Source organism: Neptunomonas sp. CHC150 (assembly GCF_030397555.1).
GTDB lineage: Bacteria > Pseudomonadota > Gammaproteobacteria > Pseudomonadales > Balneatricaceae > Neptunomonas > Neptunomonas phycophila.
In genome coordinates, this window is record NZ_JAPNXU010000006.1 from 14,826 (window position 1) to 40,130 (window position 25,305).

Genomic DNA, 25,305 nt, shown 5'->3' on the forward strand with positions numbered 1-25,305 from the left:
AGGCGACTTTTAAAAAGCCGCCTTAGTAAATACACAGGTTAAATTACATTTGAGACTGCGTATAATTTTCTAGGCCAATCATTTTAATGAGGCGTAGTTGTTGCTCTAACCAATGTGCGTGGTCTTCTTCGGTATCTTCTAGTAGCTTCTCTAGAATCTCGCGAGTTTGGTAATCCTGCTCTTCTTCACAGATTTTAATAACGGCTTTTAGCTGGTTACCTACTTCGTATTCGATACGTAAATCACTTTCAATCATATCAACAACGTTGGTACCGATTTTGAGGCCTGTACGTGTGACCATGTCAGGTACGCCTTCCAAAAATAGCATACGCTCGATTAACGCAGCCGCATGACCTTTTTCATCATCAAACTCGTGATCTATGCGTTCAAAAAGCTTGCTTAAGCCCCAGTCATCATACATGCGAGAATGGATGAAGTACTGATCCATTGCTGCCAACTCCATAGCAAGCAGAGAGTTCAGTCCGGCGATGACACGTTGATTACCTTTCATGAGTTTTCCCCGTTTAAAGTTGGCTTTGTAAGTAGTTCTCGATACCCATTTGAGCGATTAGGTGTTGCTGGCATTCAATCCAGTCTACATGCTCTTCTTCGGCTTCAAGAATCTCTTCTAAAATATCACGGCTAACATAATCTGATGCTGTTTCGCATAGAGCGATGGCTTCACGTAGCAATGCTAGCTGATCCATTTCGAAATCTAAATCGCCTTGCAGCATTTCTTCGGTGTGTTCACCAATTCGCAGCCGCTCTAAGTGTTGCAGATTGGGTAAGCCTTCAAGGAACAAGATACGCTCTATTAGTTCGTCAGCTTGCTTCATGTCCTTGATCGACTTTTTATAGGCTTTATTGTTTAGCTCATTTAAGCCCCAATTTTTGTACATGCGAGCATGTAGGAAAAATTGGTTAATTGATGTCAATTCTGCAGTAAGCACCTTGTTAAGGATGCTCAGGACGTTTTTATCGCCTTGCATGGCCGCCTCCGGCTAATAGAAAAATAAGAGGTTAAATAATATGAGCGCAATTAAAGCACACTCTTTTGAAAATGAAAAAAAGTCATTGAGACTGAACGTGCAGCACTTGATATAAAAGCCTATGAGAATTATTATCATTTCTCAAAACAAATGGGACTGATTATCACTATGTATGTCTGTATCTGTAACGGTGTCACCGATTCTCAGATTCTTCAAGCTGTTGAAGAAGGGGCTACTAGCATCCGAGAATTGAACAAAACCCTGTCAGTTGGGAACTGTTGCGGCAAATGTACACGTGTGGCACGTCAGATAATCAAAGGCCATTTTGATGATGCTGAAGTGGACTCTCTCGCTTACTCTGCTGTTTGAAGTGATTGCGGTTATCATTACCGCTTAGTTTGTTTTGTCGGCTATATTTGCCGTGTCTTTTTTATAACCTTCCGATCTATAAAGCTGCCCGCTTATGTTAAAATAGTTGAAGCGGGCACGGTTTTTTTTGCATTTTATATGCGGTAAATCATGTCATTCAGTATGTAGCGTTACTTGAACAGCAGCTGAGCCTGCTTTGGCTGTCGAAATTGCTTCGTCTGTCTCATTAGCTCGTGCCAATACAACCCCCATTCTGCGTTGCCCTGACACTTCGGGTTTGCCAAATAAACGCAATTGGGTATTTGGTTGGCTCAGCACAGCACTCAGGTTTCCAAACTCAACATCTGTCGATTGACCTTCTACTAAAATTACACTGGAAGCACTAGGGCCGTGAAAGTGTATGTTGGGAATGGGTAAGCCCAAAATGGCTCGAGCATGCAGCGCAAACTCAGACAAGTCTTGCGATATAAGTGTGACCAGGCCAGTGTCGTGAGGACGCGGTGATACTTCACTAAAGAGTACTTCATCACCTTTAATAAATAGCTCAACTCCAAAAATACCACGCCCGCCTAGCGCTTCGGTGACTTTATGGGCCGCTGCTTTGGCGGCGTCTAAGGCGGCCGCTGACATGGCCTGCGGTTGCCAAGACTGTCGATAATCACCATCGACTTGTACATGCCCAATAGGCTCACAAAAGCTAGTGCCGCCAACATGGCGAACGGTTAGAAGGGTGATTTCATAATCAAATTCGACAAAGCCTTCGACAATAACTTTCCCTTGGCCTGCCCGTCCGCCTTCTTGGGCGTAAGTCCAAGCAGGGGCGATATCATCGTGAGTTTTAAGTGTGCTTTGACCCTTACCTGATGAGCTCATGATGGGTTTAACAACACAAGGTAAGCCAATTTCGTTTACAGCCGCTATGTACTCCTCTTCAGTTGCTGCAAAGCGGTAAGGGGAGGTCGCTAGTCCTAGTTCCTCAGCGGCCAAGCGACGAATGCCCTCGCGGTTCATTGTGAGTTGAGCCGCTTTGGCTGTCGGGATGACGGTATAGCCTTCTTTTTCCATATCCACCAAGGTGTTGGTCGAGATGGCTTCTATTTCAGGGACGATATAATGAGGCTGTTCAGCTTCAATTACTTCTCTGAGCGCTTCGCCATCTAGCATCGATATGACATGGCTTCGGTGGGCGACTTGCATCGCAGGAGCGTTAGCGTACCGGTCGACAACTACGACTTCTACTCCAAGACGTTGTAGTTCAATGACGACCTCTTTTCCTAGTTCGCCTCCGCCGCACATAAGAACACGAGTAGAGTGGCTGGAATAAGGGGAGCCGATGCTAGTCATATCGAAAAATCCTATTTATGAAATCAATTCACGGATTATACGACATTACTGGAAAAATCAGACATTGGCATCACTCATCTTTTAGTTATACTGAAAACACAGATCTTCAGAGGGCATTAAGTGATTAGTGAACTTGAACATCATTGAATTGTGGATTCCTTTGCCCGTAAGGGCTGCTTAGCCGAAATCATTTCGGCCCTTGTAGGGGCGGTTCATTACCGCCCCGACTTCCCCTTTAGTTACTTCTTATCTGTATTGCTTTAACCCCTGAGTGCTTCGTCGTAAACTAGCCTTTTTAGATATATAGCTTATAAGGTAAATGATGTCAGAATTGGCACACATGTTAATAGATGCAGGTCGCTGGATTGATCAGCAAGGGTGGTGCCCTGCGACGGGGGGAAATTTTTCGATTCGCAATGATGAGCATTCGGCATTAGTCACCGCGTCAGGCCGGCATAAAGGGGCGCTCACAGAGCAAGACTTTTTGTTAGTAGATATGGATGGAAACGCGATTGATAGCTCGCTCAAACCGTCAGCCGAGACTCTACTGCATACGGCTCTATACACGTTAGATCCGCAAATAGGGGCCGTTTTGCATACTCACTCTGTAACGGCCACTGTACTGTCGCGTGTTATTTCTGGCGATGCCGTCAACCTATCTGGTTTTGAAATGCAAAAATCATTGGCCGGTAACACGACCCATGATGACCTTATTAAGATCTACGCGTTTGACAATACTCAGGATATGCAAGCATTAGCGACATCTGTCAATGATGTATGGGCACAAAACCCTCTACAGTGGGGGTTGCTTGTTAAAGGCCATGGACTTTATGCGTGGGGGAAAGACATAAACGAAGCGCGACGTCACCTCGAAGGCTTGGAGTTTTTGTTTGCTTGCCAGTTAGAGCTCATTCGTTTAGGTAAAATTGACGGCTGAATAACACCCGTTTAAAAGTGAAATAAAATGACTATTACGAGTATTTTGACTGACCTTGAGGGCACAACCACAGATATACGGTTTGTGCATAATGTACTATTTCCCTATGCGCGAGAGCATCTTGCTAGCTATGTAACTTCTCAGTGGAATAACCCAGAAGTGGCATCCATTGTGAAGCAAGTACGCGATGAAATAGCTGATCCCCAAGCTGACCAAGCGGTTATCATTACAGTATTAACGCGCTGGATTGATCAGGATAAAAAAATCACTCCGCTCAAAGCGCTTCAAGGGTTGATGTGGGCTGATGGGTACGCCAATGGTGATTTTACGGGGCACCTATACAAGGATGCCTATGAACACTTGAGTGCATGGAAAAATGCGGGGCTATCATTAAATGTGTTTTCGTCAGGGTCGGTAAACGCGCAAAAATTATTGTTTAAATACAGTGATTTTGGTGATTTAACCGGTTTGTTTGATGGCTTCTATGATACAAACTATGGCCATAAACGTGAGCAGTCTGCGTATGAGTCGATAGCTAAAGCAATGGGGACGCCTGCTGGCAGTATTCTTTTCCTGTCTGACATACAGGAGGAGCTCGATGCCGCTAAGGCTGCGGGGATGCATACCTGTTTGCTTGAGCGCGATGACAAGATAGACAGCCCTCGTCATAAAGTTGTGCAATCTTTTGATCAGATTAATTTCTAAGTTTAGGTCGCCTTTTTATTGAAGTAAGCGTAGATCAGAAAGTGGTTTGATCAACATCCTTAGATACCAATAAGTGTATTGAATTAAGTATTGAGTAAATTATGAGTGCGTTAACAGTAACACCAGATACCAATCCGCAGACTATTTTGCAGCATACGACAGATGGCGCCGAGATTGCTAAAACATTAGCAAGTGTAGGCGTTCGTTTTGAGCGATGGGAAGCATCGACACCTATTACTGATGGTATGAGCCATGAAGATATTTTGGCCGCTTACGATGCTGAAATTCAAAAGCTCAAAGATAGCGAAGGCTATAAGACAGTTGATGTCATCTCATTGACTTCTGATCACCCTCAAAAAGATGAGTTGCGCCAAAAGTTTTTGAGCGAGCATACGCACTCAGAAGACGAAGTTCGGTTTTTTGTGGCTGGCGAAGGTGTCTTTTATCTACATATTGAGGATAAAGTCTATCAAGTCTTGTGTTGTAAAGATGACTTGATTTCGGTGCCTGATATGACGACGCATTGGTTTGACATGGGGCCTACACCTAGCTTTACAGCTATCCGTTTATTTAATGATCCAGCTGGGTGGGTAGCCAATTTTACAGGTGACGCGATAGCTGATCAGTTTCCAAAATTTGAAGGTAAATAAGCAATGTCCCGTAAAGAAAAGCATCACGAGCGTCATGCTAATTTAACCCTGTTTGGTAAAGACCTTGTGCGCCGTTGTGCTGCTCATTGCGAACTGTGTCAGCAAAGCGGGGTTCCGCTTAATATTTTTGAGGTTCCGCCGGTCCCTTCAGAACCTGATTACGAACACTGCTTGATGATCTGTGAAACCTGCCAAACGCAAGTTGAGCGGCCTAAGCGCCTTGATGCGAATCATTGGCGTTGCTTGGGTACAACTATGTGGAGTGAGGTGACAGCGGCTAAGGTAACGGCGATGGTTATTTTAAATCATCTGGCCAAAAAAGAAGCATGGGCGCAGGAGTTGCTAGAGCAAGCCTACTTATCCGAAGAGGAAGAAGCCTGGATTGCCCAGTGGACACTCGTTTAGTTTACTGAATCCAAGGCTGATTCGAATGGCTAAGCCGCTGATAAGGCCTTTAATTGCTTTATTATGCGGCTACCAAATGTATTGATCATTAAGCCCGCCATAATCAAAGCTATCCCCGCGCCTTGGATCATTGACAAGGTTTCATCGAGTACGATCCACGCCGTTAATAAACCCACCACAGGCACTAGCATGGTCAACGGAGCCACCTGTGACGCTGGATAATGACGCATTAAATACGCCCAGCTACCGTAACCGAACAATGTAGCAATAGCGGCAAGATACAGTACTACGGCGAAGGACTGAAAGCTGGCCTGTGTCAGGCTGCTGACAATTAATTCCGGCCCCTCGAATAAGTATGAGGCGACTGTGAACGGAATAATGGGCAGCAAACCGCTCCATACAATTAAACTCATGAGATTAATTTTGCCAAGTTGAGCGATCTTACGGTTAATGATGTTGCCCATTCCCCAGCAAGAGGCGGCCGCTATTGTTAATATAAATCCGACGAAAGTCATTTGGTCGGCGCTTGTTTGGCTAGCTAGTAAAGCGAGCCCCGCGCCTGCTACTCCTATGGCTAGAAATTGCTGAAGCTGCCAACGCTCATTAAGCAGGAATCGAGCAAAGATGAGCGTGAATAGCATTTGAGATTGGAGTACAAGAGACGCTAAACCGGCAGGCATGCCGTTATGCATCGCGAGAAAGAGCAGAGCGAACTGGCCAAAACTAATGGTGATGCCGTAGCTCAATAAAAGTCGTAAAGGGATAGCAGGGCGCTTTACAAAAAAGACAGCGGGAAAGGCTACCAGTGCAAAGCGTAAAGCCCCAAGGAGCAGCGGTGGCAACTCCTCAAGGCCGAAGCGGATAATCACAAAGTTTATCCCCCAAGCAAATACGACTAACAGGGCTAAGCCCCAATCCTTAGTGCTCATGAAACCGTATGCCTCTGTTAACAAGTAATATTGGGGGCTAAAGTTAGCTTTGTGAAGGTCTATTCCCTAACGACAGCAATACGGATAGCATCCATACGTAATTGTGCATCCTGCAAATGCGTAAGAATTTGATCCCGTTTGGCTTTAAGATGTGCTACTTCTTCTTCCCTGATGGAAGGGTTTACTTCAAGCAGCGCTTCTAGGCGTTCAACTTCCTCATCTAGCATCGAGCTCGCTTTGGTCACTGCTTGATCAATTAACGGCTGTTGCTGTTTTAGTGCTTCAGTTTCCGCTTTTTGTAAAACCCCAGCTATCTGTTCCCGGCCTAAACGTATCATATTTTGCGCCACATGACGTTTAACACGTTCACCCAGCTTGTTCAGATGATCAGGGGTAATAATCTGACTAAGATCGTTGTTGTTACTATCGATTACAACACGGACCGTAGCCTGATTTTGAAAGCGTTGTAAGTTAAGTGCTTTTGGTGCAGCACAGTAAAGTACAAAGATCGCTTCGACTAATATAGTGCCTGGTTGCAGTGGTGGTAGTTTCACCGTACAGACCGTGGTGTTGCCAAAGTCACTCCCCATGATCATTTCGAATGATCCCGTGACCATCGGGTTTTCCCAGCTCATAAACTGGATATCTTCGCGGGATAAAGCTTGCTCACGTGAGTAAGTCGCTTTGCAGCCGTCATCCGGTAAGCCTGGAAAGCGATGCTCAGTCATTTGGTCAGTGGGCTGCAAAATAACCGAGTGAGCGCCATCAGATTGTTGATCGACACCAAATTGGTCAAACACGCGTTCCATAAAGTCACGTAACTGCATGCGTTTTTCGTGTAGCTCTACACTTTCGAGCAGCTGCTCAGCTTTGGCGGGACGGCATGAGCTCATCTCTAACAAACGGTCACGTCCAGCTTGTAGGCGAGTCATGATATCGCCTGCGGCTTTTTGTGAGGCATTAATTAGTTCTTCAAAAGCGTCCTCATCCACGCCATCCATAATAAGGGATGTGATCATGTCTTCGAACTGCTGGAACAACTCACGACCAGCAGGGCACGTATGTCGGAACGCATTAATGCCTTCGTCAAACCAGCGCAACAATACGGCTTGAGCGCTATTTTCATAAAACGGAACATGAATCTGTACGTCGTGCTTTTGACCGATACGGTCCAAGCGGCCTATCCGTTGTTCTAACAGGTCAGGGTTGAGTGGCAAGTCAAACATAATCAGATGCTGAGCAAACTGGAAGTTACGACCTTCACTACCAATCTCAGAACATACCAGCACTTGAGCGTAATCTTCGTCATCTGCGAAGTAAGCCGCGGCACGGTCACGATTAATCAGCGTCATTTTTTCGTGGAAAACGGCAGAGCGAACACCTTTGCGCAGGCGGATATATTCTTCAAGGGCTTGTGCGGTGTCTGCGTTTGAGCAAATAAGCAGTGCTTTTTCTAGGCGGTGCGCTTTGAGCCATTCATCTAGCCATGCGACTCGCGGGTCTTCGTCTAACCAAAAATCGCCCAACAGTTTCTCAGGGCGCAGGATATCTTCAATGCTGGCATCAGCGGCGGCTGACTCTAATTGAGCCGGCATCTCAAGAGGGTGCGGGACCAGTATGCGAGTAGGGAAGCCTGTTACTGTGTCACGTGTGTTACGGAACAACACGCGTCCGGTACCGTGACGATCAAGTAAGTGGTTAATACACAGCTCAAGCGCCGCTTGTTGATCGGCCTCATTTAATAGCTTTTCGCTAGCTCCCTTGCCTAAGTAATCGTCTAGTTGTGCTTGTAGGCTTGGTTGGGTAGCAAGGTTATTGATGCCGTCTTCGGCTAGTAGCTGCTGTACGAGCTCATTAACAGTTTCGTATTGTGATTGCTCATCTCGGAACTTGTCTAGCGAGTTATAGCGATCAGGGTCGAGCAGACGTAAGCGAGCAAAGTGGCTTTCTAGGCCGAGTTGTTCTGGTGTTGCCGTGAGTAGTAGCAAGCTAGGAATATTAGACGCCAATTGCTCAACGGCTTGATACAGTTTGCTTGGCTCTTCCTCATTCCAAATGAGATGATGCGCTTCATCGACAATCATCATATCCCATTGGCAATCAAGCATTTGGCTAACACGCTCAGGGTTATTGGCAATCATTGATTGCGTACATAATACCAATTGCGCGCTATCGAATGGGTTATCTGTGCCTGACAGCTCCATCGCTGTGCAGCGCAGCTCATCCATAATGCTAAATTGCAGATTAAAACGGCGTAGCATTTCCACTAGCCATTGATAAATTAGGCTGTCAGGAACGGTGATTAATACGCGTGAAGCTCGGCCAGTGATTAGCTGCTGATGGATAACTAAACCCGCTTCTATGGTTTTACCCAAGCCTACTTCGTCGGCTAGTAGGACTCGTGGCGCGTAGCGATTAGCAATATCGTGAGCAATATAGAATTGGTGCGGCAAAAGCTGAACACGAGCACCCGATAAGCCGTAAGTGTCGGCACTTTGCTGCTCATGATGGTAGTTGAGTGTGTCGATACGCAAACGGAACTGACTCAGCTTGTCGACTTGCCCAGCAAACAAGCGGTCTTGCGGGCGACTAAACTGCACGCTACTTTCTAAATCGAGTTCTGGCACGATGAGTTCATTCCCTTCCTCATCTTGTCCAAAATAAATTAAACAACTATTTTTTTCGATTCGCTCGGTAATGATAACGCGTTGTCCGTGGCGTGTGTGGATAGTATCCCCGACAGGGTATTCCACACGGCTAACGGGTGCGTTATTAGTAGCGTATGTGCGTTCCTCTTCTGCAGCAGGGAACTGAATGGTGACGCGACGATCAGCATTGGATACAACTAAACCCAAGCCTAGTTCAGGTTCGGTGTTGCTAATCCAACGTTGTCCGGGAATGAAATCTGTAACTGACAAATGAACAACTCTCTTTATTTAGCTAGTGGTAAGGATGAGTGATTAAAGCTTAGTACAGGCGATAAACTCCGGTACTGTATTTTAACGACTTTATGAACTTATAGGGTTTTACCGTCAGATTGAAGCGCAGCCTTTAATACGCCGGATGCGACATCACTTTGCGTATAAACTCCGGTATCTAAAATCCAACCTGTTACCAAGTTGGCGGGCGTCACATCAAACGCGGGGTTAAATACGGGAGTTTCTTCAGGGCTCCAGTTAACCGAGCCAAAATGCCCGCTTACACCCTGTACTTCGGCGGCGGCGCGTTCTTCAATTGGGATGCCGTTACCGTCAGGGCACTCTGTATCAACGGTAGTGTAAGGGGCGACAACGTAAAAGGGTACATGATGATAATGCGCATTAACGGCTAAAGAGTATGTCCCCACTTTGTTAGCAAAGTCGCCGTTTGCAGCGATCCGGTCAGCCCCAACAAGTACGGCATCGACTTTACCTTCGCGCATGAGTAATGCTGCCATGTTGTCGCAAATGAGCGTATGGGGAATGTCGTGCTTTTTCATTTCCCACGTTGTTAAACGCCCACCTTGCAGTAGAGGTCGTGTTTCATCGACATAAACATGGATGTTTTTACCCTGTGCATGCGCTGCTTGAATAACGCCAATGGCCGTACCAACTCCCACTGTTGCTAAGCTGCCGGTATTACAGTGAGTAAGTACATTGCTGTTGTTACCCAATAATGGAGCGCCGTGTTGAGCAATAGCATTACACAAAGCCACGTCTTCGTTAAATAAGCGCTCGGCTTCTTGAGGTAAGTACTCGATACCTTGTGAGTGAAGAACAGCCAGCATGCTATCCATATTGTTCATCAGGTTAACGGCTGTCGGCCGTGCCGCTCGTAAGGTTTCGGCTGCTTCGCGCAATTGCTCTAACGTGTAAGATTTGGATGCAGCGAGGTGGCCTAGTAATAAGCTGGCAGCAATTCCAATAAGTGGTGCGCCACGTACTTGTAGATGCTGGATCATGTTGACCATGTCGTCGACAGACTGGCATAGCAACCATGATTCTTGATGAGGAAGCTGATGCTGATCTAGCACCCATAATTGACCATCAAGATAGCGAATGCTAGTGGCTTGTAGATTATGCATGGTGTTCTCATATCAGACTAAAAAAGCGCTCTTATTGTACGCTAATGTGCTAAATAAGAGCAGGATATGATGAAGAAATATTGTGAAAAAAAGAAGACACAAAAAAGAAGCCTCACTACTACTATGAGGCTTCTTCGTTTTCGTCGTATCGTTCTAATTTGTTGTAGAGTGTTTTAACGCTTATACCTAGTTGATCAGCGGCTTGTGTTTTGTTGTGCTCACAATCATCTAGGGTAGCAATGATCAGCGCTTTTTCTGCATCTTTCAGCGTAATACCGGGCTTAATATCTTCTACGTTTACTTCTGAGTTGTTTGCAGGTTCAGAAAGCGAAGGTAGCTCCGCTAATGTGATTTCATCGACAGCTAAAATGTGAGCCCGTTCAACGGTGTGTTTTAGCTCGCGTACATTACCTGGCCATGTGTATTGTGCAATTTCATCTAAGGCTTCCTTAGAGAACGCTTTGTTCGTTTTGGTGGTATGGTTTCGGTAGGCTAAAAAATGCTGGGCAAGCTCAACTATGTCGCCGCTTCTTTTTCGTAGCGGAGGTAGTTGTATTGGGAAGTGAGCAAGGCGGAAGTATAAGTCTTCGCGCATGTAGCCTTGTTCAATGGCTTCGAGCGGTTGTCGGTTCGTTGCGGCAATGACACGGACATCGGTTTTTTGTAAATGGTCGCTACCCACCCGGGTAAACTCGCCAGATTCAAGAACGCGCAGCAACTTGCTCTGTAAACTGAGGGGCATCTCAGTAATTTCATCCAAAAAGAGTGTGCCACCATTACCCTGTTCAAAGAAGCCAGCATGATCTTTTACCGCGCCAGTAAAAGCCCCTTTGGTGTGGCCAAATAATTCGCTTTCGATTAATTCTGGCGTCAAGGCAGCACTGTTGACGGCGACAAACGGTTTGGTGGCCCGCAAACTTTGTTGGTGTATGGTACGCGCTGCTAATTCTTTACCACTGCCACTTTCACCGATGAGCAACACGTTTGCTTCCGTTTGGCTTACACGTCGAATGAGGCGATAGAGAAGGCGCATAGGAGCAGAAGAGCCGAGTAATAGGCCAAACTGGTCAAGGTTTGATGAAACGGGTTTCGATTTTCGGCTTTCGTGCTCTTCCTTTAGCTCGATATAAAAATCAGTTAACACATCAGTGATGTGTTTAAGGTCGAGTGGCTTTCTAAAATGATACGCCACCCCTAGATTCATCAATTTGTCTAACCAAGGGTTTGGTTTGCCGTCACTAATGATGATCCATTCCGTGCCGCTAGCCAACGGGTGTTCTTGAAGAGTATGGAAATCCTGCTCACTAAACTGAGTCGGTGCGAGGATAACAAGGTCCGAAGAGTAGGGTGTTTCTATGCTGTCATCGAGCCTTTGAGAGTGGCTAAATTTAAACCCTGTTTTTGTTAAAAGGGGTAGAAGGGATTCTACAATGACCTCGTCTTGGGTCACTAGATGTAAATGTGGCATATGCGGTTCCTTCCTAGTTGCTCTGTGACAATGTAAAAACAAAACATGTTTTGTAAAAAATAAATCTGATATAGCAAATAGTGAAATCCATACATGCAGGAAACTGGATTTTGACCTATTACGTTGGAGACCGCTAAGTAGATTAAAGTTTCCTTAAATTTTTGAGGTATAACGTGGATAGTTCATAAACTAACCATTTTAAAGTACAAGCTAATAAAAAAGGGCGCCTTAGCACCCTTGTGTAAGACTATACAGAGATGGCTCAATGCTTAACAGCCGTTAAGCTATCTTTGATGTCTTTCATCCTATCGTGAGTCACTTGGATCGTGGCGAGGTGTCTTGCTATATCGTTAGCTAAATGGGGACTGTCTACTTTTCGAATATCGTCCCTGAAGATGTTTAATGTAACTTCTTCCGATGCCTCTAACTCTGAAACAAAATGATAATTTGCATCATCAGAGAGTTGCGTACTGACATCGGTGTAGACGGTTCGCATTTTGCCAACAAGAGAGCCGCCTATCTCAGGCGACCCTCCTTTTTCTTCTACCTTTTTAGTCAAGTCTTCGGCTATTTCAGCGCGAATACTGGCCATTTCACGAAAAAGTGACTTGAGATCGCTGTCTGTCACCTCGGCAGCCGCTTGTCTATAGAAGCGTTGGCCGTCATGACAGATCGCTATCAGCTCATTTACTAAGCGATTGTCTTTATTCGCTAGCATAGTCAATCCTCAAGTCGTACATCATGAGTGCGTTACTGCACTACAGTTAAGTTATCTTCCACAGATACAACATTGTCATACCCTTTGGCCATTTCTACGGCCAAGTCTTTAGCCGCGTCGCTCTTCACTTCACCTTGTAAGGTGACAACTCCTTTATCGGTATCAACATCGATTTCGGTTGCCTCTAAGTCGTCATTGGCAGCAAATTCCATGTTAAGCCCAGCAGTAATGGTCATGTCATGCCACGAGCGAGCAAAGCTGCTACCGGCGGTTTCCATATCAGACTTATGATCAGGATTTATCATTAACTCGTTTTTAACATCGCCAACCCCTTCGATGTTTTGAGCGATTTGGCCTGCAAGGTCTTTTTCTGTTTCGCTGTTAACATCGCCAGTCAATGTGACCATACCTTTATTGACCTGAGTGTCGATTTCGAAGTTGTTGAGTTCACCATTCAACATCAATGCAGTTTCAAGCTTTCCATCTATCCATGCATCGTTTGCTTCGCCTTTCCAGGTGTTTTCAGCAGCAAATACAGGAGCAGCGCTCAATGCAGTTACAGTCATGGCAGTGATCAATGCTTTTTTAGTATTCATTTGAAAATTCTCCTTTAGTGAAAGTTACGGTAAGGATAGCGATTACTGTGCCATTTTTAATAAATTGTTATTAATCAGTAGTTTATGTAAATATTTGAGGATTTTTTAATTATTTACTACATGTGTAGCATGTAGTTTTTTCCGAGGGTTTTGCATTCTTTTCATGAATAGATTTTTAAAAATAGCGCATAAAAAAAGCACTCAGATGAGTGCTTTTAAGGGAGTGGGACGCTTAATTACCGCGTTATTTTGTCCAGCTCTTTTTGTGCTTCATCTCGTTCCATACCGTATTTTTCCTGCATGATTCCGAGGAACTTCTCAGTATTACCTTTGGCAACATCTATTTCATCATCGGTAAGCTTGCCCCATTTGGCTTTGATTTCACCTTTGGTTTGTTTCCATTTGCCTTCTAAAATATCAGTATTCATATCCTTCTCCTTAACATACCGAGTTAAATGTAATGGTGGCTTTATCTGCTCCCGTTAGCCTATACGCGGGGTGATCGGCCTTTAATTAGGTGCATCACAATGGACACAACAAGTAGCACTAAAAAGATAAAGAACAATATTTGTGCAATCCCTGTTGCGGCGCCTGCAATTCCACCAAATCCTAAGGCAGCGGCGATAACTGCAACGATAAAAAATACTAATGCCCAACCTAACATGATCATTCTCCTAATCTGTTAATTGTGTAAGGTATAGCGATACTTGTGCCAACTTATTTAAGTGGCTGATTTACATTGCTTAAATCAATTTTTTTGAGGGGTGAGCAACCTTCTTAGGTGTAGCCTTTAGGTACTTACAACAGGCTGGATTGAAAAAAGTACACGGCACAAAAAAGTGAGGTCCGGTGAGATGAAACGGTTTTATTAAAGCATTGGTTTATTAATTGCATGCAATTAGAGACACAAGTGACGAATAGCCCGGACCTTACCCTAAGAGGATTTTCGTATGCCGGTCGATAAGTTATCGAGCCCAATACAGAATGAAGTACCCGCAGCGGACACCACCGCTGATGATAAATCTACAAAGACTATACAAAACGCTTGGATGCCGTTATTTGAAAACTGCAAAGAGAAAAAGACAGGCACCTTATTTATAGCCACCGATGAAAATAAAGCGGGGCAGGTTGTTTTAAATTACGGCCGCCTTGTAGGAGTCGCTTACTCCGGTTTAGTGAATGAAAGCGCGATTGCCAAACTAAGTGAACTGGCACGCACTAGCGAGTTACGGTTTTCATTCTCAAGTAACTTACAGTACCCATTGTTGTATGTGCTTGATGAAGCCGAAGGTGATGCGCTGCTGGAATCGCTGGGTTTCATTGCGGAGGTTGAGCCTGAAGCTACCCCCGTGATTGATTACCCCACAGCTGAAGATGAAGAAAATAGCCAAGAAAATACAAAGCCTAAATCTGAACGCATATACCGTGGGCAAAGAGTATTAGAAGAAAGCCCGGTTCGCCCCAAAAGCCACTCGCGCCGGTATCGTGGCCAAGTGGTATCTGACTAATATTTGCAGGGTAATCACAGCAAAGGAGAGCGTAGTAGTGTGTCCGAGGGCTTTTCGCCAAAAAGTTCTCGGTAGTCTTTTGCGAACTGGCTTAAATGCCAAAAGCCCCAATAGCTTGCAATATTCGCTACAGATTGCTGCTCGCTAGAGGCTAAACTGAGTGCGCGTCTAACGCTATTTAAACGGCTCATACGCAAATAATGAACTGGGCTAATACCGATTATACTTTCAAAGCTGTACTGCAAAGTTCGACGGCTCACATTGGTGTGTTCACACAGTTCAGTAATGGTGACAGCCTTATCAGGAAGCTGTGCTAAATATTCTCGCACTTGGTCGACAACCAACTTGCGGCGGTGGTAGCTGGGTGTGACCTGATCATTGGGGCTTTCTTTTTTCAAGATTTCTAACAATGCCATCATGACAATGTCATATTGTAATCGCGATTGGTGTTCGTTTGTTTGCTGGCTGAGTAAACGGTTCAGTAAAAAGCGTAGCGCAGTGAGCGTTTTGTCTGGCACGCAGAGTCGGTCGTGATGCGTAAGGTGGGACCAATGGATATGCGTGTCTTGGATATCGGCCATTGTTTGTAAAGCATGGTAACTAACAACCATACCGAAAATACCAAAGTTATCCGGTGTCATTAATTCAAATTCACAGTTACCGGGTCGACACATAATATCGTTATGATTAAGCGCTAAACCATTGATGCGGCTCTCTGACGTTGAATCAACCGGTAAACCGAGCCAAATGCTATCCGGCCACACGTTGCACTTCTGATGTAAAGCTTGGTTGGTATGCTCATGGAATACTTGTAGGTTTCCTAACGGCAATTCACTTATCTTCCCGTAAAAGCTCCCACTGCCTATTTGATCGTACTCTTGTTGCCAATCGGTCAGGTTGTGAGCATGTTCATCGGCATCCATCGCTTCTGCAATGGACAAAGGGATGCACTTTTGGGGTGCGATTTGCGCGTTTGGGTGATAAATCATGGTACAAACCTAGATGTTATAAAAACCAATCAATGGTTTTTTGTTTAAGTGATTGAAAGTTAAGTTATTTTTATTTTTTCTTTAATCAAATAGTTAAGACAAAACTAATAGGTTAATACGTGCAAAAAACATTCCTGTTGTTGGCTGTTACTAGCAAACGCCACTGCTTTACTTACCTAGACTATTCGGTCTTGCCTAAATAAACAAAGGTGGCGTTTTAAGGAGGGCTAATTAGTAGTTACGCCGCGCTGAGATCACTTTCTGCTTGCGCTAGCATGTCGAACTCTTCTTCAGGTGTTTTAGCGACCAAATGGTTTTTGCTGTACAACAAGAAGTAAGCTGCACCGACGACAAAGAGTAATAAGGTGTAGTAAAAAGCACGAGGATCAAATGCGTACACGCCGGTAAGTGCCACTAAAGAAAGCACCAAAGCAATGCTCGATGTAAAGATACCGCCAGGCGTTTTATAAGGGCGTGGCATATCTGGTTGCTTTATGCGCAGCATGATGTGGCTCAGGGCCATCAGTGCATACGAAACAGTCGCACCAACAACAGCCATCGCTAAGATGAGGTCGCCTTCGCCGGTCAGTGATACCAAAAAGCCAAAAACACCAGGGATGATTAACGCTCGCGCGGGTACTTTGCGCTCACTGGTTAGCGATAAGCTCTTAGGTAAATAACCCGCACGTGATAGCGCGAAAACAAGACGGCTGTAGCCGTATATAATCGAGAAGAAAGACGCAATTAAACCCGCTAAGCCTAAAACGTTAACTAAGGTTGCTAGCGTTGGGTTACCTGTAGCGTTTAGGGCATCTACCAAAGGCACAGCGCTTTTCCCCATCGCATCGGCTCCGGCTGCACCGGCCAGTAAGAACACCACTAATACAGCGGTGAATACCAAAAAGATCATGGCACCGATAATGCCTTTAGGCACGTCACGGGCTGGGTCTTTTGCCTCTTCTGCAGCCAAGGGGACACCTTCAACCGCCAAGAATAACCACATGCCAAACGGGAGCGCTGCCCATACACCATACCAGCCCATCGGCATAAACTCGCTAGCACCTGCCGCATCGGTGGGTGCAATATCAAATAAACGTGATGTATCAAAATCACCAATTAATGCGATAGCCGTCGCAATAATGGCAAACACAGCCAGTCCGCTGATTACCATCATGACTTTTAAGGCCTCACCAACACCGGCCAAATGAATACCGATAAAGACAAGATAGAACATGGCATAAACCCAAGGTCCATTAATGCCCAAGAGCTCTTCGGTGGCTGATCCAATAAAGATAACAATGGCAGCAGGCGCTAAGGCATATTCGATTAGTACCGCTAACCCTGTCAGGTAACCGCCGGTTGGTCCCATGGCTTGGCGAGCAAAACTGTAACCACCACCAGCGGCTGGAATAGCTGCCGACATTTCGGCCAATGCCAGTACTAATGTGAAGTACATTACCCCCATTAATAAAGCCGCGATGGCAAAGCCACCCCATCCGGCTTCGGCGATGCCAAAGTTCCAACCCGCAAAATCACCGGAAATAACGTATGAAACGCCTAGCCCTGCAAGTAGCATCCAACCAGCCGTGCCGCGTTTGAGCTGGCGCTTGGCTAGATAGGCTTGGTCTAACGAATGTTCAGACATAGTAAGTCCTCTTCTGATAGTAAAACCTTCACGTCTGTGCGCGAATGCTTAGTGAGTGGTAACCGCTATGGGTCAGTTTTTTGATATAAGAAAGTTGTTATTTGTGTTGTGGTGCTCAATAACCGATTCGTCGGTTCGGTCTTTTAGGTTAACGCCCGACAATTTTCGCGTGCGTGCTTCATTGAGCAGATACATAGCCTTGCGGCTCGCTTCCGGGTAGTTAAGCCCGGCGCGGCGTATGTTTGAAATACAATTGCGGTATGCATCCGTCAGCCCTGATTTAGGCGACCAAGTCAGGTATAGCCCTAGACTGTCGGGGGAACTCAAACCGGGGCGTTCACCGACCAGTACTAACACGCACTTTGCATTAAGTAGCTCTCCCACGGGGTCTCCAATGGCGACACGCCCTTGTTCCACAACACAAATAGGCGCAAGCTTCCAAGGTGCTTCTTGGTTGGTGGGTTGAGTCAGAGCGGGGATGAGTTCATCCAAAAATGGCAGAATATTTTCTTCAATAGCAAAGGCGGATAAACCATCAACAACCACGATAGCGAGGTCATAATCATCATTCTGTTGCTGTGCATGCTCGATGAGTCGAGCTCTAGAGGCCTCATCAAGTAAGCGTCCAAAGTCGGGGCGCTGCAGATACATAGCTCGGTCATCGGCTTTACTGTGTAACCGAATCGGTTTTTCGGCAGGGCACCAACGACGGGCCGTTAGTTTGCTGATGAGCGATTCTGTTTCTAAGGGGGTGTGTACAGCGTCTTGAGCACGCGCATGGGCTAATTGAAACGCCAGTAAATGCTTGGTGGGGACGCTAATCCCTGATCGTCCCAAACCAATGCGTGCATCGGTAAAATCTTTGAGGCGCTCCCATGGGTTTTCGTGAACAGGGTTGGTCGGTTCGGCGTCGTTATAATCTGGCATTGGGTGAGTGGGGGAGACCTTATCCATGGTTCCCCCCAATTAAGCGCTGCAACGGTGTTTTAAAGGCGGGTGGCAAATACGAATTAAGCGAAAACTGATTACCTTGCTTGAAAATCTCCATCTTTTTCAGCCATGCATCAAACTCCGGTGCGGGCTTTAGGCCCAGTGCTCGGCGGGCATACAGTGCATCATGGAAAGAGGTGGTTTGGTAGTTCAGCATGATGTCGTCTGAACCAGGAATGCCCATCACAAATGTGCAACCTGCTACGCCCAACAGTGTCAGCAAGTTATCCATATCATTTTGATCGGCTTCGGCATGGTTGGTGTAACACACATCGCAGCCCATCGGTAAGCCGAGCAATTTGGCGCAAAAGTGATCTTCTAGCCCGGCGCGCGTAATCTCTTTGCCATCATATAAATACTCCGGCCCAATAAAGCCCACCACGGTATTAATTAAAAGCGGGTTAAACTTACGGGCGACAGCGTAAGCGCGAGTTTCGCAGGTTTGTTGATCCAAATTGTGGTGCGCATTAGCCGACAGCGCACTGCCTTGGCCTGTCTCAAAATACATAACATTGTTACCCACAGTACCGCGCTTGAGTGACAATGCTGCTTCTTGAGCTTCGGCTAAATTCGCTAAATTAAAACCAAAACTATCGTTTGTGGCTTGGGTGCCGCCAATGGATTGGAACACCAAATCAACGGGCGCCCCTTGCTCGATGCACTCAATGGTATTGGTGACATGAGTTAAAACACATGATTGGGTGGGGATCTCGTAATGTTGAATCACCTCGTCCATCATTTTAATTAAACGGGTGGCTTGCGCGACATTGTCAGTGGCTGGGTTGATACCAATCACCGCATCACCATTAGCGTACAGCAAACCATCTAACATGCTGGCAGCAATGCCGGTTAAATCATCCGTTGGATGGTTAGGTTGTAAACGTGTTGATAAATGCCCAGGCAGACCAATCGTGTTGCGAAACGCCGTTTTTACGTGGCATTTTTTGGCCACAATGATTAGATCCTGATTACGCATGATCTTGCTAACAGCCGCCGCCATTTCAGGCGTTACACCGGCGCGGATCTGGGTTAGCACATCGGGGCTGGCAATGTCGCTTAACAGCCAATCGCGAAAACCGCCAACGGTTAAATGGGAAATGGGTGCAAAGGCTTGTTTGTCGTGGTCATCCATAATCAGACGGGTAATTTCGTCTGCTTCATAGGGAATCAATGCGTCATTTAAAAAGTGGCTTAACGGTAAGTCAGCCAATGTCATTTGGGCGATGGCGCGCTCTTCGGCGGATTCGGCCGCAACTCCGGCTAACCGGTCACCAGAGCGGGCCGGAGTCGCTTTCGCCATCAATTCAGCCAAGTCCTTAAAGCCGAACGTTCGGGCTCCTAAGGTGTGCTTAAATTGAAAATCGGCGTGTGTGGCACTCATAGATCAAGTCTCGTTTAGCGGTAACGTATTCTTTAAATACTCTAAGGAAGTCGGCAATGAGAGGGTTATCAAATTTTGGCAAAACCTGATAACTGCTTTCAAAACAGTGGTTTGTGATGATTATTGGATTTTATTGACGGCTTTTAACTGATCCAATGTTGATACTTAGGGCGTAATTTTTACCTTAACGAAAGGCTTTGCCCTGATTCGGCGCACAGCTTCAGTGCGTGTTGATAATGTCGACTTGCTCGTCATGTGGATTATCACAATGCACTGTTTTAGTGCTAAAGCTGGTGGGCAAACGAGCAATTGCGTAGAGTAAAAGAGGCAAAGTTGGTCTAATTGCCTTTTTTATAGCCATAACCGAATGAATTAATGGCTTTTTTAGTTGGTCTGATCTTTGCTGTAATTGACTAAACGACGCATAAGGAAGCGAATATGACCGTACTTGGACAGACTGCTGAACAAAAAATACGTACCCGTTTAGCCTATCTGTATGGCGAAGATCAAGCTGACTCGCTACTCACCGAATTAGAAGCGCGCATAGCACCTTACAAAGCGCAGTTAACCAAAACTGGATTTAAGCCAAAGTGGGATCAAGAAGATGTTGTCCTCATTACTTATGGCGACAGCATTACTAGTAAAGACAACAGTGCTGAACTGGCCAACCTTAAAGTCTTTGTCGATAAGTGGCTAAAGCACACATTTAGCGTGTTGCACTTGCTCCCCATCTTTCCTTATACCTCGGACGATGGTTTCTCAGTAGCCGATTATCGCGCCATCCGTACCGATCTAGGCACATGGGAAGATGTTAACGCCCTCAGTGAAAACTTTGAGCTCATGTTTGATTTTGTACTCAACCACTGTTCACGCGTGAGTTTGTACTTTGCCGACTTTAGGGGGAACCGCGATCCGTACAAAGACTTCTTTATCTACGAAGACCACACCAAAGATTGGAGCCAAGTGGTACGTCCGCGAAGCACGCCGCTGTTAACCGAGATACCCACACATGACGGCCTTCGCCATGTATGGACGACGTTCAGTGCCGACCAAGTGGATTTAAACTACAAAAACCCCAATGTACTGTTGGAAATGATCGACATTCTGCTGTTTTATGTCGCCAAGGGTTCACGTATTACACGGCTAGATGCGATTGCCTTTTTATGGAAAGAAGTCGGCACCAGTTGCCTACATCTGCCGCAAACCCACGAAGTGGTTAAGCTGATGCGCGATATTTTGGATGATATGTGCCCAGAAGCCATCCTGCTCACCGAAACTAACGTCCCGCACGAAGAGAACATTAGCTACTTTGGTCACGGTGACGAAGCGCACATGGTGTACCAATTTAGTTTGCCGCCGCTCTTGCTGTACTCCATCCACAGCGGTAACACGCAATACTTATATGATTGGCTAAAACACCTCACGCCACCGCCAGAAGGGTGCACCTATTTTAACTTTACCGCCTCACATGACGGTATTGGTGTGCGTCCGTTAGAAGGCTTGTTACCTAAAGAAGAAATGAAGCAACTCATGGACGACATGCGCTCGCGTGGCGCCTATGTATCCACGCGTCGTAATACCGATGGCAAAGACGTCCCGTACGAGATTAACGTGACCTTTTTCGACGCCTTCCGAAACCCCGGCCACCAATCGGCACCGTGGCAAGCGGCGCGTTACCTGCTATCGCAAACCTTCGCACTCTGCTTACGCGGTGTGCCAGGCATCTACATCCATTCATTGTTAGGCACACCTAACGACCACAAACGCGTAGAAGTCACCGGCTCCACCCGCGCCATCAACCGCCACCAATGGGACATGGACGAGCTAGAAGCGCTGCTCGAAGTACACGAAAGCAGCACCTATATCCTAATGCGCGAATACCAACGCCGCATTCGCATCCGCCGCGCGCAACCCGCATTCCACCCAGACGCTGAACAATTAGTACTGGATATGGAAGAAGGCTTAATGGGTATCATGCGCGTCGCTGCCAGCGGCCAAAAAATCATCGCACTGTACAACTTTACTAAAACCTTCCGCAGCGTGAACGAAAACACGCTAAAAGCGTTGCTCGGCAGTGATGTTACCCAATGGCAAGACTTACTCCACAACCAAGCCTTGCAGCATGAAGACGGCTGCTTAAAAGTTAAACCGTATGCGTGCCATTGGATAAGCGTGGTGTAGGAAAGGGCATAAACTAATATTCTGATATCAAAAGCCAACAATCTTTGTTGGCTTTTTTATTTTTAGGTATTTAATGCGTTTAGCGAATAGACAAAAGCAAAAAACTCTACATAATCAAATAACTGCAGTTATCAACAGGGAAGATGGCGTGTGCAGCTGAGAAATATAATGTACATGCGTGTTTACAGGGAGCCGTATTCTTTGAATAACCTCACTTATGTTTTATTAAACAATATGTTGAATGCTATTTCTGACTTTATAATCAGGGATGTAAACGCGCATGCGCATGAATAAAACTGTTAGCACTCAATCAAGCACCATTATAAGGATGCAGAATGGATCAAGATCTTAGAATATATGCAGAAGGACTAGCATTTTCCAATGGGATCTATGATCTTCGCACACTGGAAAACCTAATAACTAATTATCGCAAAATACTCGATCGATTAGTTGCTGTTCAATTAGGAAAAAAGCAGGTATCACCAGATCTAAGGAGCCAACTAAATTACGATGTTCAAATCAATCCAGGTTCTATAGAGCTTCTTATCAATTTTGCACTTGAGCATAAAGAGTGTATTGCTGCCTTTGCCGCAGACGGTGGTTCTGCATTATCGCAAGTAGTAGTTTCGCTTCTTAGAGATGCAGTTGCACTTCGAGAAAAGGCGTCCGAATGTATTGAGAAGGGCCTACCCGTCAACATCAATATTTCTAATAGTTTCAACATCGGCTCTCAAATTACTAACACTAACGTGTCTTACGACGACAACACCGGAACTATTCTTATTAACGATCCAAAAATTTTGTGGGCAGCTCAAGTAACTCGTTCACCGGTTAATGGCTTACTCTCTCAAGTTGATGGAGATTCTGTCGAATACATTGATTTTAACAACGGCGCTGATGAATATCGCTTAACTCCGGATCAGCGCAATATTATTGGCAAACAAAAAGAAGAATTACCTACAACGCTAAATATTATAGGGCGTTTAGATATGATTGCGTTTTCTACTCATAAAGGCAGCATTATTTCCGATGGCGAGAGGTTTAGCGTCACATGGGATGAACAAATACGACAAAAAATGCAAAAACTTGCGGATATTGAGGGAGTCGTATTTAAGGTTCGCCCTGTGGTTGACCATAAGAGATTAGATAATGAAACTATCGGCTTTCATGTTTTGGATTGCGGTAATCCACAGCAGAGCCTGAATGTCTAAAGTGCTAACAAGAAAAGTCATCCGACGCATTCTGCGCGGCTGCTTTAAGCGTTAGGCTCCCGTTGGAGAGTTGAATGGATAAAAGATATCAAATTTTCATTTCGTCTACTTTTGTTGATTTAATTGATGAAAGACAAGCGGTACTTAAATCAATTTTGGAATTAGATCATATGCCCGCTGGCATGGAGCTTTTTCCTGCTACAGATGATACCGCTTGGGACTTAATCAAAGATGTAATAGATGCATCAGATTACTATGTTTTGATTGTTGGTGGACGATACGGCTCCCTTGATAGTGAAGGTATTGGCTATACGGAAAAAGAATACGATTATGCGGTTAAGACCAAGAAACCAGTAATACCTCTCCTGCATCAAAATCCAGATAATCTGCCAAGGGATAAAACGGAAACCGACCAAGAGGTGTGGGAGAAACTGAAAACCTTTAGGGAAAAAGTTGAGGGTAAGCATACTTGCGTATACTGGAATTCGGCTGATGAACTCAAGGCCAAAGTTATTATTGGTCTTACGTCTGCTACGAAGAGGCATCCAGCGGTTGGCTGGGTCAGGGCTGACAAGGTTCCCAGTGAAACAACTATTACTGAAGTTCTTAAGTTAAAACAGAAAGTTGCAGAGTTAGAAGCCGAACTTATCAAAAATAGAAATGCACCGCCGCCAGGTACTGAAGATTTAATGCAAGGAGATGATTCGTTCAAAATGAAGGTTGTCTTCACAGGTCGACGACCCGGTGGTGATTGGTCTGATGACGTTAAATACCAAGCATCCATTAGTCCTACTTGGAATGAAATATTCGCAGGTGTTGCTCCAGTTTTGATAAACGAGGCCAGTGAATCTGCTTTGAGGTCGGCATTTGATTCTTATTTAACACAAGTTTCAAGAAACGAATTTGAAGAGCATGAAGACCTAAAAGGCCATTCCCTGAAATCATTTTCGTTCTCTAGATCAGAGATTGATACGTGCATGATTCAACTTAGAGCATTGGGTCTGATAAAAGAAAGCGATAAAAAGCGCAGTGTCCGAGACACTGCAACATACTGGTCATTAACATCATATGGTGATCAGCTCATGGTTCAGTTACGAGCTCTTAGCCGCAACCAGCAAGAAGCCAGACGTATCGGTAGTGAAGCGACGGTTGCGCAAGACGATGAATAAGCCTAACAATCACAAGCACTCGGACCAGCATTCTGCTGCGCTCCAAGCTGGCCGGTGTTGTGGGCGTTAGGTGAATAAGGAGTTCCACATGAATTTAAAGCAAGCATCAATTAATGGTATCCAAGATGAAAGGCAGGCAACTATTCGAACTGTTAGTGGAATGAAGCAAGTGATGGATACATTCATTATTTCTAGTCCAACTGCTGGCTTGCAACTTATGGATTCAAAGGAAACACTTTTTACTGGTATTTTGTATGATGGCGGCAAAGAAACAAACCTTACATTCCCAGTTGTAGTAACTAATATTTCAAATAATGTGGTTACTTTCAAAGGAACAGGAAATCCCTATTCATCATAAAATTCACTAAAAACGCATTAACCACTCGCTTCATACGTTATTATAGCCAATAATTATTTGCCTCTGAATGATGCGTTATAAGCCATAATCAGATGTTTATCATTGTTCAAATGTGGATGTTAATATGAAGAGGAAAAATCAAAAAGACAATACTAAATTGACTAGGTTTATTTTATATTTCTTTCTTATATCTATGTTGTTTTTCATTTATTTGATGTCAAAAAATATTACGAAATCAATATCAGGCAACATTAAATCTATTAGCTGGGTTCAAGTAGATGCAGATCTATTGAATGCTTCTATTAAAATAACTCAAGGTACAACTAGCTCTTCAAGTCGAACCAAATACACTTATTACGCCCCTCAGGTTTCTTATAAATATAATTTTAATGATACAAGCTGTATTGGCAGAAAAGTGGCATGGATAGAAGGTGGAGATGACAGTAAACTGAAAAATTTAGCTTACGGTTTCGTATATAACTTTGAACATAACATACCCATCAAAGTTTTTATAAACCCTGAAGAGCCTTGTGAATCTGTAGTCGATAGGACTATACACTGGTCAAAGTTAACGACTATGGGGATTATATTAATTATTACAACACTTTTTGCTAGCGGTATTGTTTACTTATTAGTTAAAACCTCCAAAAAGTAGCTTTCGGGCATATAGCAAGTTACTTAAAAGGACGCAAAACGCTTG

Annotated in this window: 26 protein-coding genes; 11 read left to right on the plus strand and 15 right to left on the minus strand. The window is 45.0% G+C overall.

Features of this window, described 5'->3' with window-relative positions; genetic code table 11:
* Nucleotides 1-43 precede the first annotated feature (43 nt).
* The gene (gene bfr, locus OW491_RS06240) at nt 44-511 is read right to left on the minus strand and encodes a bacterioferritin (protein WP_075180154.1); all 468 of its coding nucleotides are present in this window, start codon (nt 509-511) and stop codon (nt 44-46) included.
* A 13-nt stretch (nt 512-524) separates the two neighbouring features.
* Complete coding sequence (bfr, locus tag OW491_RS06245; protein ID WP_075180155.1) at nt 525-989, minus strand: bacterioferritin; 465 nt, start codon at nt 987-989, stop codon at nt 525-527.
* A gap of 168 nt (nt 990-1,157) precedes the next feature.
* On the opposite strand from bfr (OW491_RS06245), the gene OW491_RS06250 reads away from it, so the two are divergent.
* On the plus strand, nt 1,158-1,358 hold the full coding sequence (locus tag OW491_RS06250) for a bacterioferritin-associated ferredoxin (RefSeq protein WP_075173525.1): 201 nt from the start codon (nt 1,158-1,160) through the stop codon (nt 1,356-1,358).
* A gap of 153 nt (nt 1,359-1,511) precedes the next feature.
* Here the strand turns inward: OW491_RS06250 and purT are convergent, their stop codons facing one another.
* Nucleotides 1,512-2,702, minus strand: a complete 1,191-nt coding sequence (purT, locus tag OW491_RS06255) for a formate-dependent phosphoribosylglycinamide formyltransferase (protein WP_290035165.1) — start codon at nt 2,700-2,702, stop codon at nt 1,512-1,514.
* Between the two features lie 322 nt (nt 2,703-3,024).
* On the opposite strand from purT, the gene OW491_RS06260 reads away from it, so the two are divergent.
* The 4 genes from OW491_RS06260 to OW491_RS06275 all read left to right on the plus strand — a co-directional run bounded on the left by OW491_RS06260 (nt 3,025) and on the right by OW491_RS06275 (nt 5,399).
* A complete protein-coding gene (locus OW491_RS06260; protein ID WP_290035167.1) occupies nt 3,025-3,639 on the plus strand; it encodes a methylthioribulose 1-phosphate dehydratase in 615 nt (204 codons plus the stop codon).
* A gap of 27 nt (nt 3,640-3,666) precedes the next feature.
* On the plus strand, nt 3,667-4,344 hold the full coding sequence (gene mtnC / locus OW491_RS06265; RefSeq protein ID WP_290035168.1) for an acireductone synthase: 678 nt from the start codon (nt 3,667-3,669) through the stop codon (nt 4,342-4,344).
* 101 nt (nt 4,345-4,445) lie between these two features.
* Nucleotides 4,446-4,994 (plus strand): cupin, encoded by a 549-nt coding sequence (locus OW491_RS06270; RefSeq protein WP_290035170.1) that lies wholly within the window; start codon nt 4,446-4,448, stop codon nt 4,992-4,994.
* A gap of 3 nt (nt 4,995-4,997) precedes the next feature.
* Entirely contained in the window at nt 4,998-5,399 is a 402-nt protein-coding gene (locus tag OW491_RS06275; RefSeq protein WP_215151070.1) for a phnA protein, read from the plus strand.
* Nucleotides 5,400-5,428: 29 nt separating this feature from the next.
* Here the strand turns inward: OW491_RS06275 and OW491_RS06280 are convergent, their stop codons facing one another.
* The 8 genes from OW491_RS06280 to OW491_RS06315 all read right to left on the minus strand — a co-directional run bounded on the left by OW491_RS06280 (nt 5,429) and on the right by OW491_RS06315 (nt 13,837).
* A complete protein-coding gene (locus OW491_RS06280) occupies nt 5,429-6,328 on the minus strand; it encodes an EamA family transporter (RefSeq protein WP_290035171.1) in 900 nt (299 codons plus the stop codon).
* 59 nt (nt 6,329-6,387) lie between these two features.
* Nucleotides 6,388-9,246 carry an RNA polymerase-associated protein RapA gene (rapA, locus tag OW491_RS06285; protein ID WP_075172582.1) on the minus strand — a complete coding sequence of 953 codons (2,859 nt, stop codon included), beginning with the start codon at nt 9,244-9,246 and terminating at the stop codon, nt 6,388-6,390.
* A gap of 98 nt (nt 9,247-9,344) precedes the next feature.
* Nucleotides 9,345-10,391, minus strand: coding sequence for an S-methyl-5-thioribose-1-phosphate isomerase (gene mtnA, locus OW491_RS06290; RefSeq protein WP_290035173.1), 1,047 nt, complete (start codon nt 10,389-10,391; stop codon nt 9,345-9,347).
* 121 nt (nt 10,392-10,512) lie between these two features.
* Nucleotides 10,513-11,859 carry a sigma-54 dependent transcriptional regulator gene (locus OW491_RS06295; protein WP_290035174.1) on the minus strand — a complete coding sequence of 449 codons (1,347 nt, stop codon included), beginning with the start codon at nt 11,857-11,859 and terminating at the stop codon, nt 10,513-10,515.
* A 262-nt stretch (nt 11,860-12,121) separates the two neighbouring features.
* Nucleotides 12,122-12,577 carry a PA2169 family four-helix-bundle protein gene (locus tag OW491_RS06300; protein ID WP_290035176.1) on the minus strand — a complete coding sequence of 152 codons (456 nt, stop codon included), beginning with the start codon at nt 12,575-12,577 and terminating at the stop codon, nt 12,122-12,124.
* Between the two features lie 32 nt (nt 12,578-12,609).
* A complete protein-coding gene (locus tag OW491_RS06305) occupies nt 12,610-13,173 on the minus strand; it encodes a BON domain-containing protein (RefSeq protein WP_290035177.1) in 564 nt (187 codons plus the stop codon).
* A 236-nt stretch (nt 13,174-13,409) separates the two neighbouring features.
* Entirely contained in the window at nt 13,410-13,601 is a 192-nt protein-coding gene (locus tag OW491_RS06310; RefSeq protein WP_075172577.1) for a CsbD family protein, read from the minus strand.
* Nucleotides 13,602-13,660: 59 nt separating this feature from the next.
* Nucleotides 13,661-13,837, minus strand: a complete 177-nt coding sequence (locus OW491_RS06315) for a DUF1328 domain-containing protein (protein ID WP_075172576.1) — start codon at nt 13,835-13,837, stop codon at nt 13,661-13,663.
* A 286-nt stretch (nt 13,838-14,123) separates the two neighbouring features.
* Between OW491_RS06315 and OW491_RS06320 the strand changes: the two genes are divergently transcribed.
* The gene (locus tag OW491_RS06320) at nt 14,124-14,681 is read left to right on the plus strand and encodes a hypothetical protein (RefSeq protein ID WP_290035179.1); all 558 of its coding nucleotides are present in this window, start codon (nt 14,124-14,126) and stop codon (nt 14,679-14,681) included.
* A 14-nt stretch (nt 14,682-14,695) separates the two neighbouring features.
* Here the strand turns inward: OW491_RS06320 and OW491_RS06325 are convergent, their stop codons facing one another.
* The 4 genes from OW491_RS06325 to OW491_RS06340 form a co-directional block, all read right to left on the minus strand.
* A complete protein-coding gene (locus tag OW491_RS06325) occupies nt 14,696-15,670 on the minus strand; it encodes a helix-turn-helix domain-containing protein (RefSeq protein WP_290035180.1) in 975 nt (324 codons plus the stop codon).
* Nucleotides 15,671-15,908: 238 nt separating this feature from the next.
* Complete coding sequence (gene eat, locus OW491_RS06330; RefSeq protein WP_075172573.1) at nt 15,909-17,315, minus strand: ethanolamine permease; 1,407 nt, start codon at nt 17,313-17,315, stop codon at nt 15,909-15,911.
* A gap of 72 nt (nt 17,316-17,387) precedes the next feature.
* Nucleotides 17,388-18,269 carry an ethanolamine ammonia-lyase subunit EutC gene (eutC, locus tag OW491_RS06335; RefSeq protein WP_290035182.1) on the minus strand — a complete coding sequence of 294 codons (882 nt, stop codon included), beginning with the start codon at nt 18,267-18,269 and terminating at the stop codon, nt 17,388-17,390.
* Complete coding sequence (locus OW491_RS06340) at nt 18,262-19,686, minus strand: ethanolamine ammonia-lyase subunit EutB (RefSeq protein ID WP_075172572.1); 1,425 nt, start codon at nt 19,684-19,686, stop codon at nt 18,262-18,264. The genes eutC and OW491_RS06340 overlap by 8 nt, the downstream gene beginning before the upstream one ends.
* Nucleotides 19,687-20,124: 438 nt before the next feature.
* Here OW491_RS06340 and OW491_RS06345 point away from each other — a divergent pair, with 438 nt between their 5' ends.
* The 5 genes from OW491_RS06345 (at nt 20,125) to OW491_RS06365 (ending at nt 25,260) form a co-directional block, all read left to right on the plus strand.
* On the plus strand, nt 20,125-21,867 hold the full coding sequence (locus OW491_RS06345) for a sugar phosphorylase (protein ID WP_075180166.1): 1,743 nt from the start codon (nt 20,125-20,127) through the stop codon (nt 21,865-21,867).
* Nucleotides 21,868-22,202: 335 nt separating this feature from the next.
* The gene (locus tag OW491_RS06350) at nt 22,203-23,078 is read left to right on the plus strand and encodes a hypothetical protein (protein ID WP_290035184.1); all 876 of its coding nucleotides are present in this window, start codon (nt 22,203-22,205) and stop codon (nt 23,076-23,078) included.
* Nucleotides 23,079-23,152: 74 nt separating this feature from the next.
* Nucleotides 23,153-24,247: a DUF4062 domain-containing protein gene (locus OW491_RS06355; protein WP_290035185.1), complete on the plus strand. Its 1,095-nt coding sequence runs from the start codon at nt 23,153-23,155 to the stop codon at nt 24,245-24,247.
* An 88-nt stretch (nt 24,248-24,335) separates the two neighbouring features.
* A complete protein-coding gene (locus tag OW491_RS06360; RefSeq protein ID WP_290035187.1) occupies nt 24,336-24,605 on the plus strand; it encodes a hypothetical protein in 270 nt (89 codons plus the stop codon).
* Between the two features lie 124 nt (nt 24,606-24,729).
* The gene (locus tag OW491_RS06365) at nt 24,730-25,260 is read left to right on the plus strand and encodes a DUF3592 domain-containing protein (protein ID WP_290035189.1); all 531 of its coding nucleotides are present in this window, start codon (nt 24,730-24,732) and stop codon (nt 25,258-25,260) included.
* Nucleotides 25,261-25,305 lie beyond the last annotated feature (45 nt).

Excerpts from the sequence above, each read along its gene's own strand:
- OW491_RS06320 (WP_290035179.1), top strand. The coding sequence starts at position 14,124 with ATGCCGGTCGATAAGTTATCGAGCCCAATACAGAATGAAGTACCCGCA.
- OW491_RS06305 (WP_290035177.1), bottom strand. The coding sequence starts at position 13,173 with ATGAATACTAAAAAAGCATTGATCACTGCCATGACTGTAACTGCATTG.
- purT (WP_290035165.1), bottom strand. The coding sequence starts at position 2,702 with ATGACTAGCATCGGCTCCCCTTATTCCAGCCACTCTACTCGTGTTCTT.
- OW491_RS06325 (WP_290035180.1), bottom strand. The coding sequence starts at position 15,670 with ATGATTTATCACCCAAACGCGCAAATCGCACCCCAAAAGTGCATCCCT.
- bfr (WP_075180155.1), bottom strand. The coding sequence starts at position 989 with ATGCAAGGCGATAAAAACGTCCTGAGCATCCTTAACAAGGTGCTTACT.
- OW491_RS06340 (WP_075172572.1), bottom strand. The coding sequence starts at position 19,686 with ATGAGTGCCACACACGCCGATTTTCAATTTAAGCACACCTTAGGAGCC.
- OW491_RS06295 (WP_290035174.1), bottom strand. The coding sequence starts at position 11,859 with ATGCCACATTTACATCTAGTGACCCAAGACGAGGTCATTGTAGAATCC.
- OW491_RS06350 (WP_290035184.1), top strand. The coding sequence starts at position 22,203 with ATGGATCAAGATCTTAGAATATATGCAGAAGGACTAGCATTTTCCAAT.
- OW491_RS06365 (WP_290035189.1), top strand. The coding sequence starts at position 24,730 with ATGAAGAGGAAAAATCAAAAAGACAATACTAAATTGACTAGGTTTATT.
- OW491_RS06300 (WP_290035176.1), bottom strand. The coding sequence starts at position 12,577 with ATGCTAGCGAATAAAGACAATCGCTTAGTAAATGAGCTGATAGCGATC.
- OW491_RS06280 (WP_290035171.1), bottom strand. The coding sequence starts at position 6,328 with ATGAGCACTAAGGATTGGGGCTTAGCCCTGTTAGTCGTATTTGCTTGG.
- OW491_RS06270 (WP_290035170.1), top strand. The coding sequence starts at position 4,446 with ATGAGTGCGTTAACAGTAACACCAGATACCAATCCGCAGACTATTTTG.
- OW491_RS06310 (WP_075172577.1), bottom strand. The coding sequence starts at position 13,601 with ATGAATACTGATATTTTAGAAGGCAAATGGAAACAAACCAAAGGTGAA.
- OW491_RS06250 (WP_075173525.1), top strand. The coding sequence starts at position 1,158 with ATGTATGTCTGTATCTGTAACGGTGTCACCGATTCTCAGATTCTTCAA.
- OW491_RS06275 (WP_215151070.1), top strand. The coding sequence starts at position 4,998 with ATGTCCCGTAAAGAAAAGCATCACGAGCGTCATGCTAATTTAACCCTG.
- mtnA (WP_290035173.1), bottom strand. The coding sequence starts at position 10,391 with ATGCATAATCTACAAGCCACTAGCATTCGCTATCTTGATGGTCAATTA.
- eat (WP_075172573.1), bottom strand. The coding sequence starts at position 17,315 with ATGTCTGAACATTCGTTAGACCAAGCCTATCTAGCCAAGCGCCAGCTC.
- bfr (WP_075180154.1), bottom strand. The coding sequence starts at position 511 with ATGAAAGGTAATCAACGTGTCATCGCCGGACTGAACTCTCTGCTTGCT.
- OW491_RS06315 (WP_075172576.1), bottom strand. The coding sequence starts at position 13,837 with ATGTTAGGTTGGGCATTAGTATTTTTTATCGTTGCAGTTATCGCCGCT.
- OW491_RS06355 (WP_290035185.1), top strand. The coding sequence starts at position 23,153 with ATGGATAAAAGATATCAAATTTTCATTTCGTCTACTTTTGTTGATTTA.
- OW491_RS06360 (WP_290035187.1), top strand. The coding sequence starts at position 24,336 with ATGAATTTAAAGCAAGCATCAATTAATGGTATCCAAGATGAAAGGCAG.
- OW491_RS06345 (WP_075180166.1), top strand. The coding sequence starts at position 20,125 with ATGACCGTACTTGGACAGACTGCTGAACAAAAAATACGTACCCGTTTA.
- mtnC (WP_290035168.1), top strand. The coding sequence starts at position 3,667 with ATGACTATTACGAGTATTTTGACTGACCTTGAGGGCACAACCACAGAT.
- eutC (WP_290035182.1), bottom strand. The coding sequence starts at position 18,269 with ATGGATAAGGTCTCCCCCACTCACCCAATGCCAGATTATAACGACGCC.
- OW491_RS06260 (WP_290035167.1), top strand. The coding sequence starts at position 3,025 with ATGTCAGAATTGGCACACATGTTAATAGATGCAGGTCGCTGGATTGAT.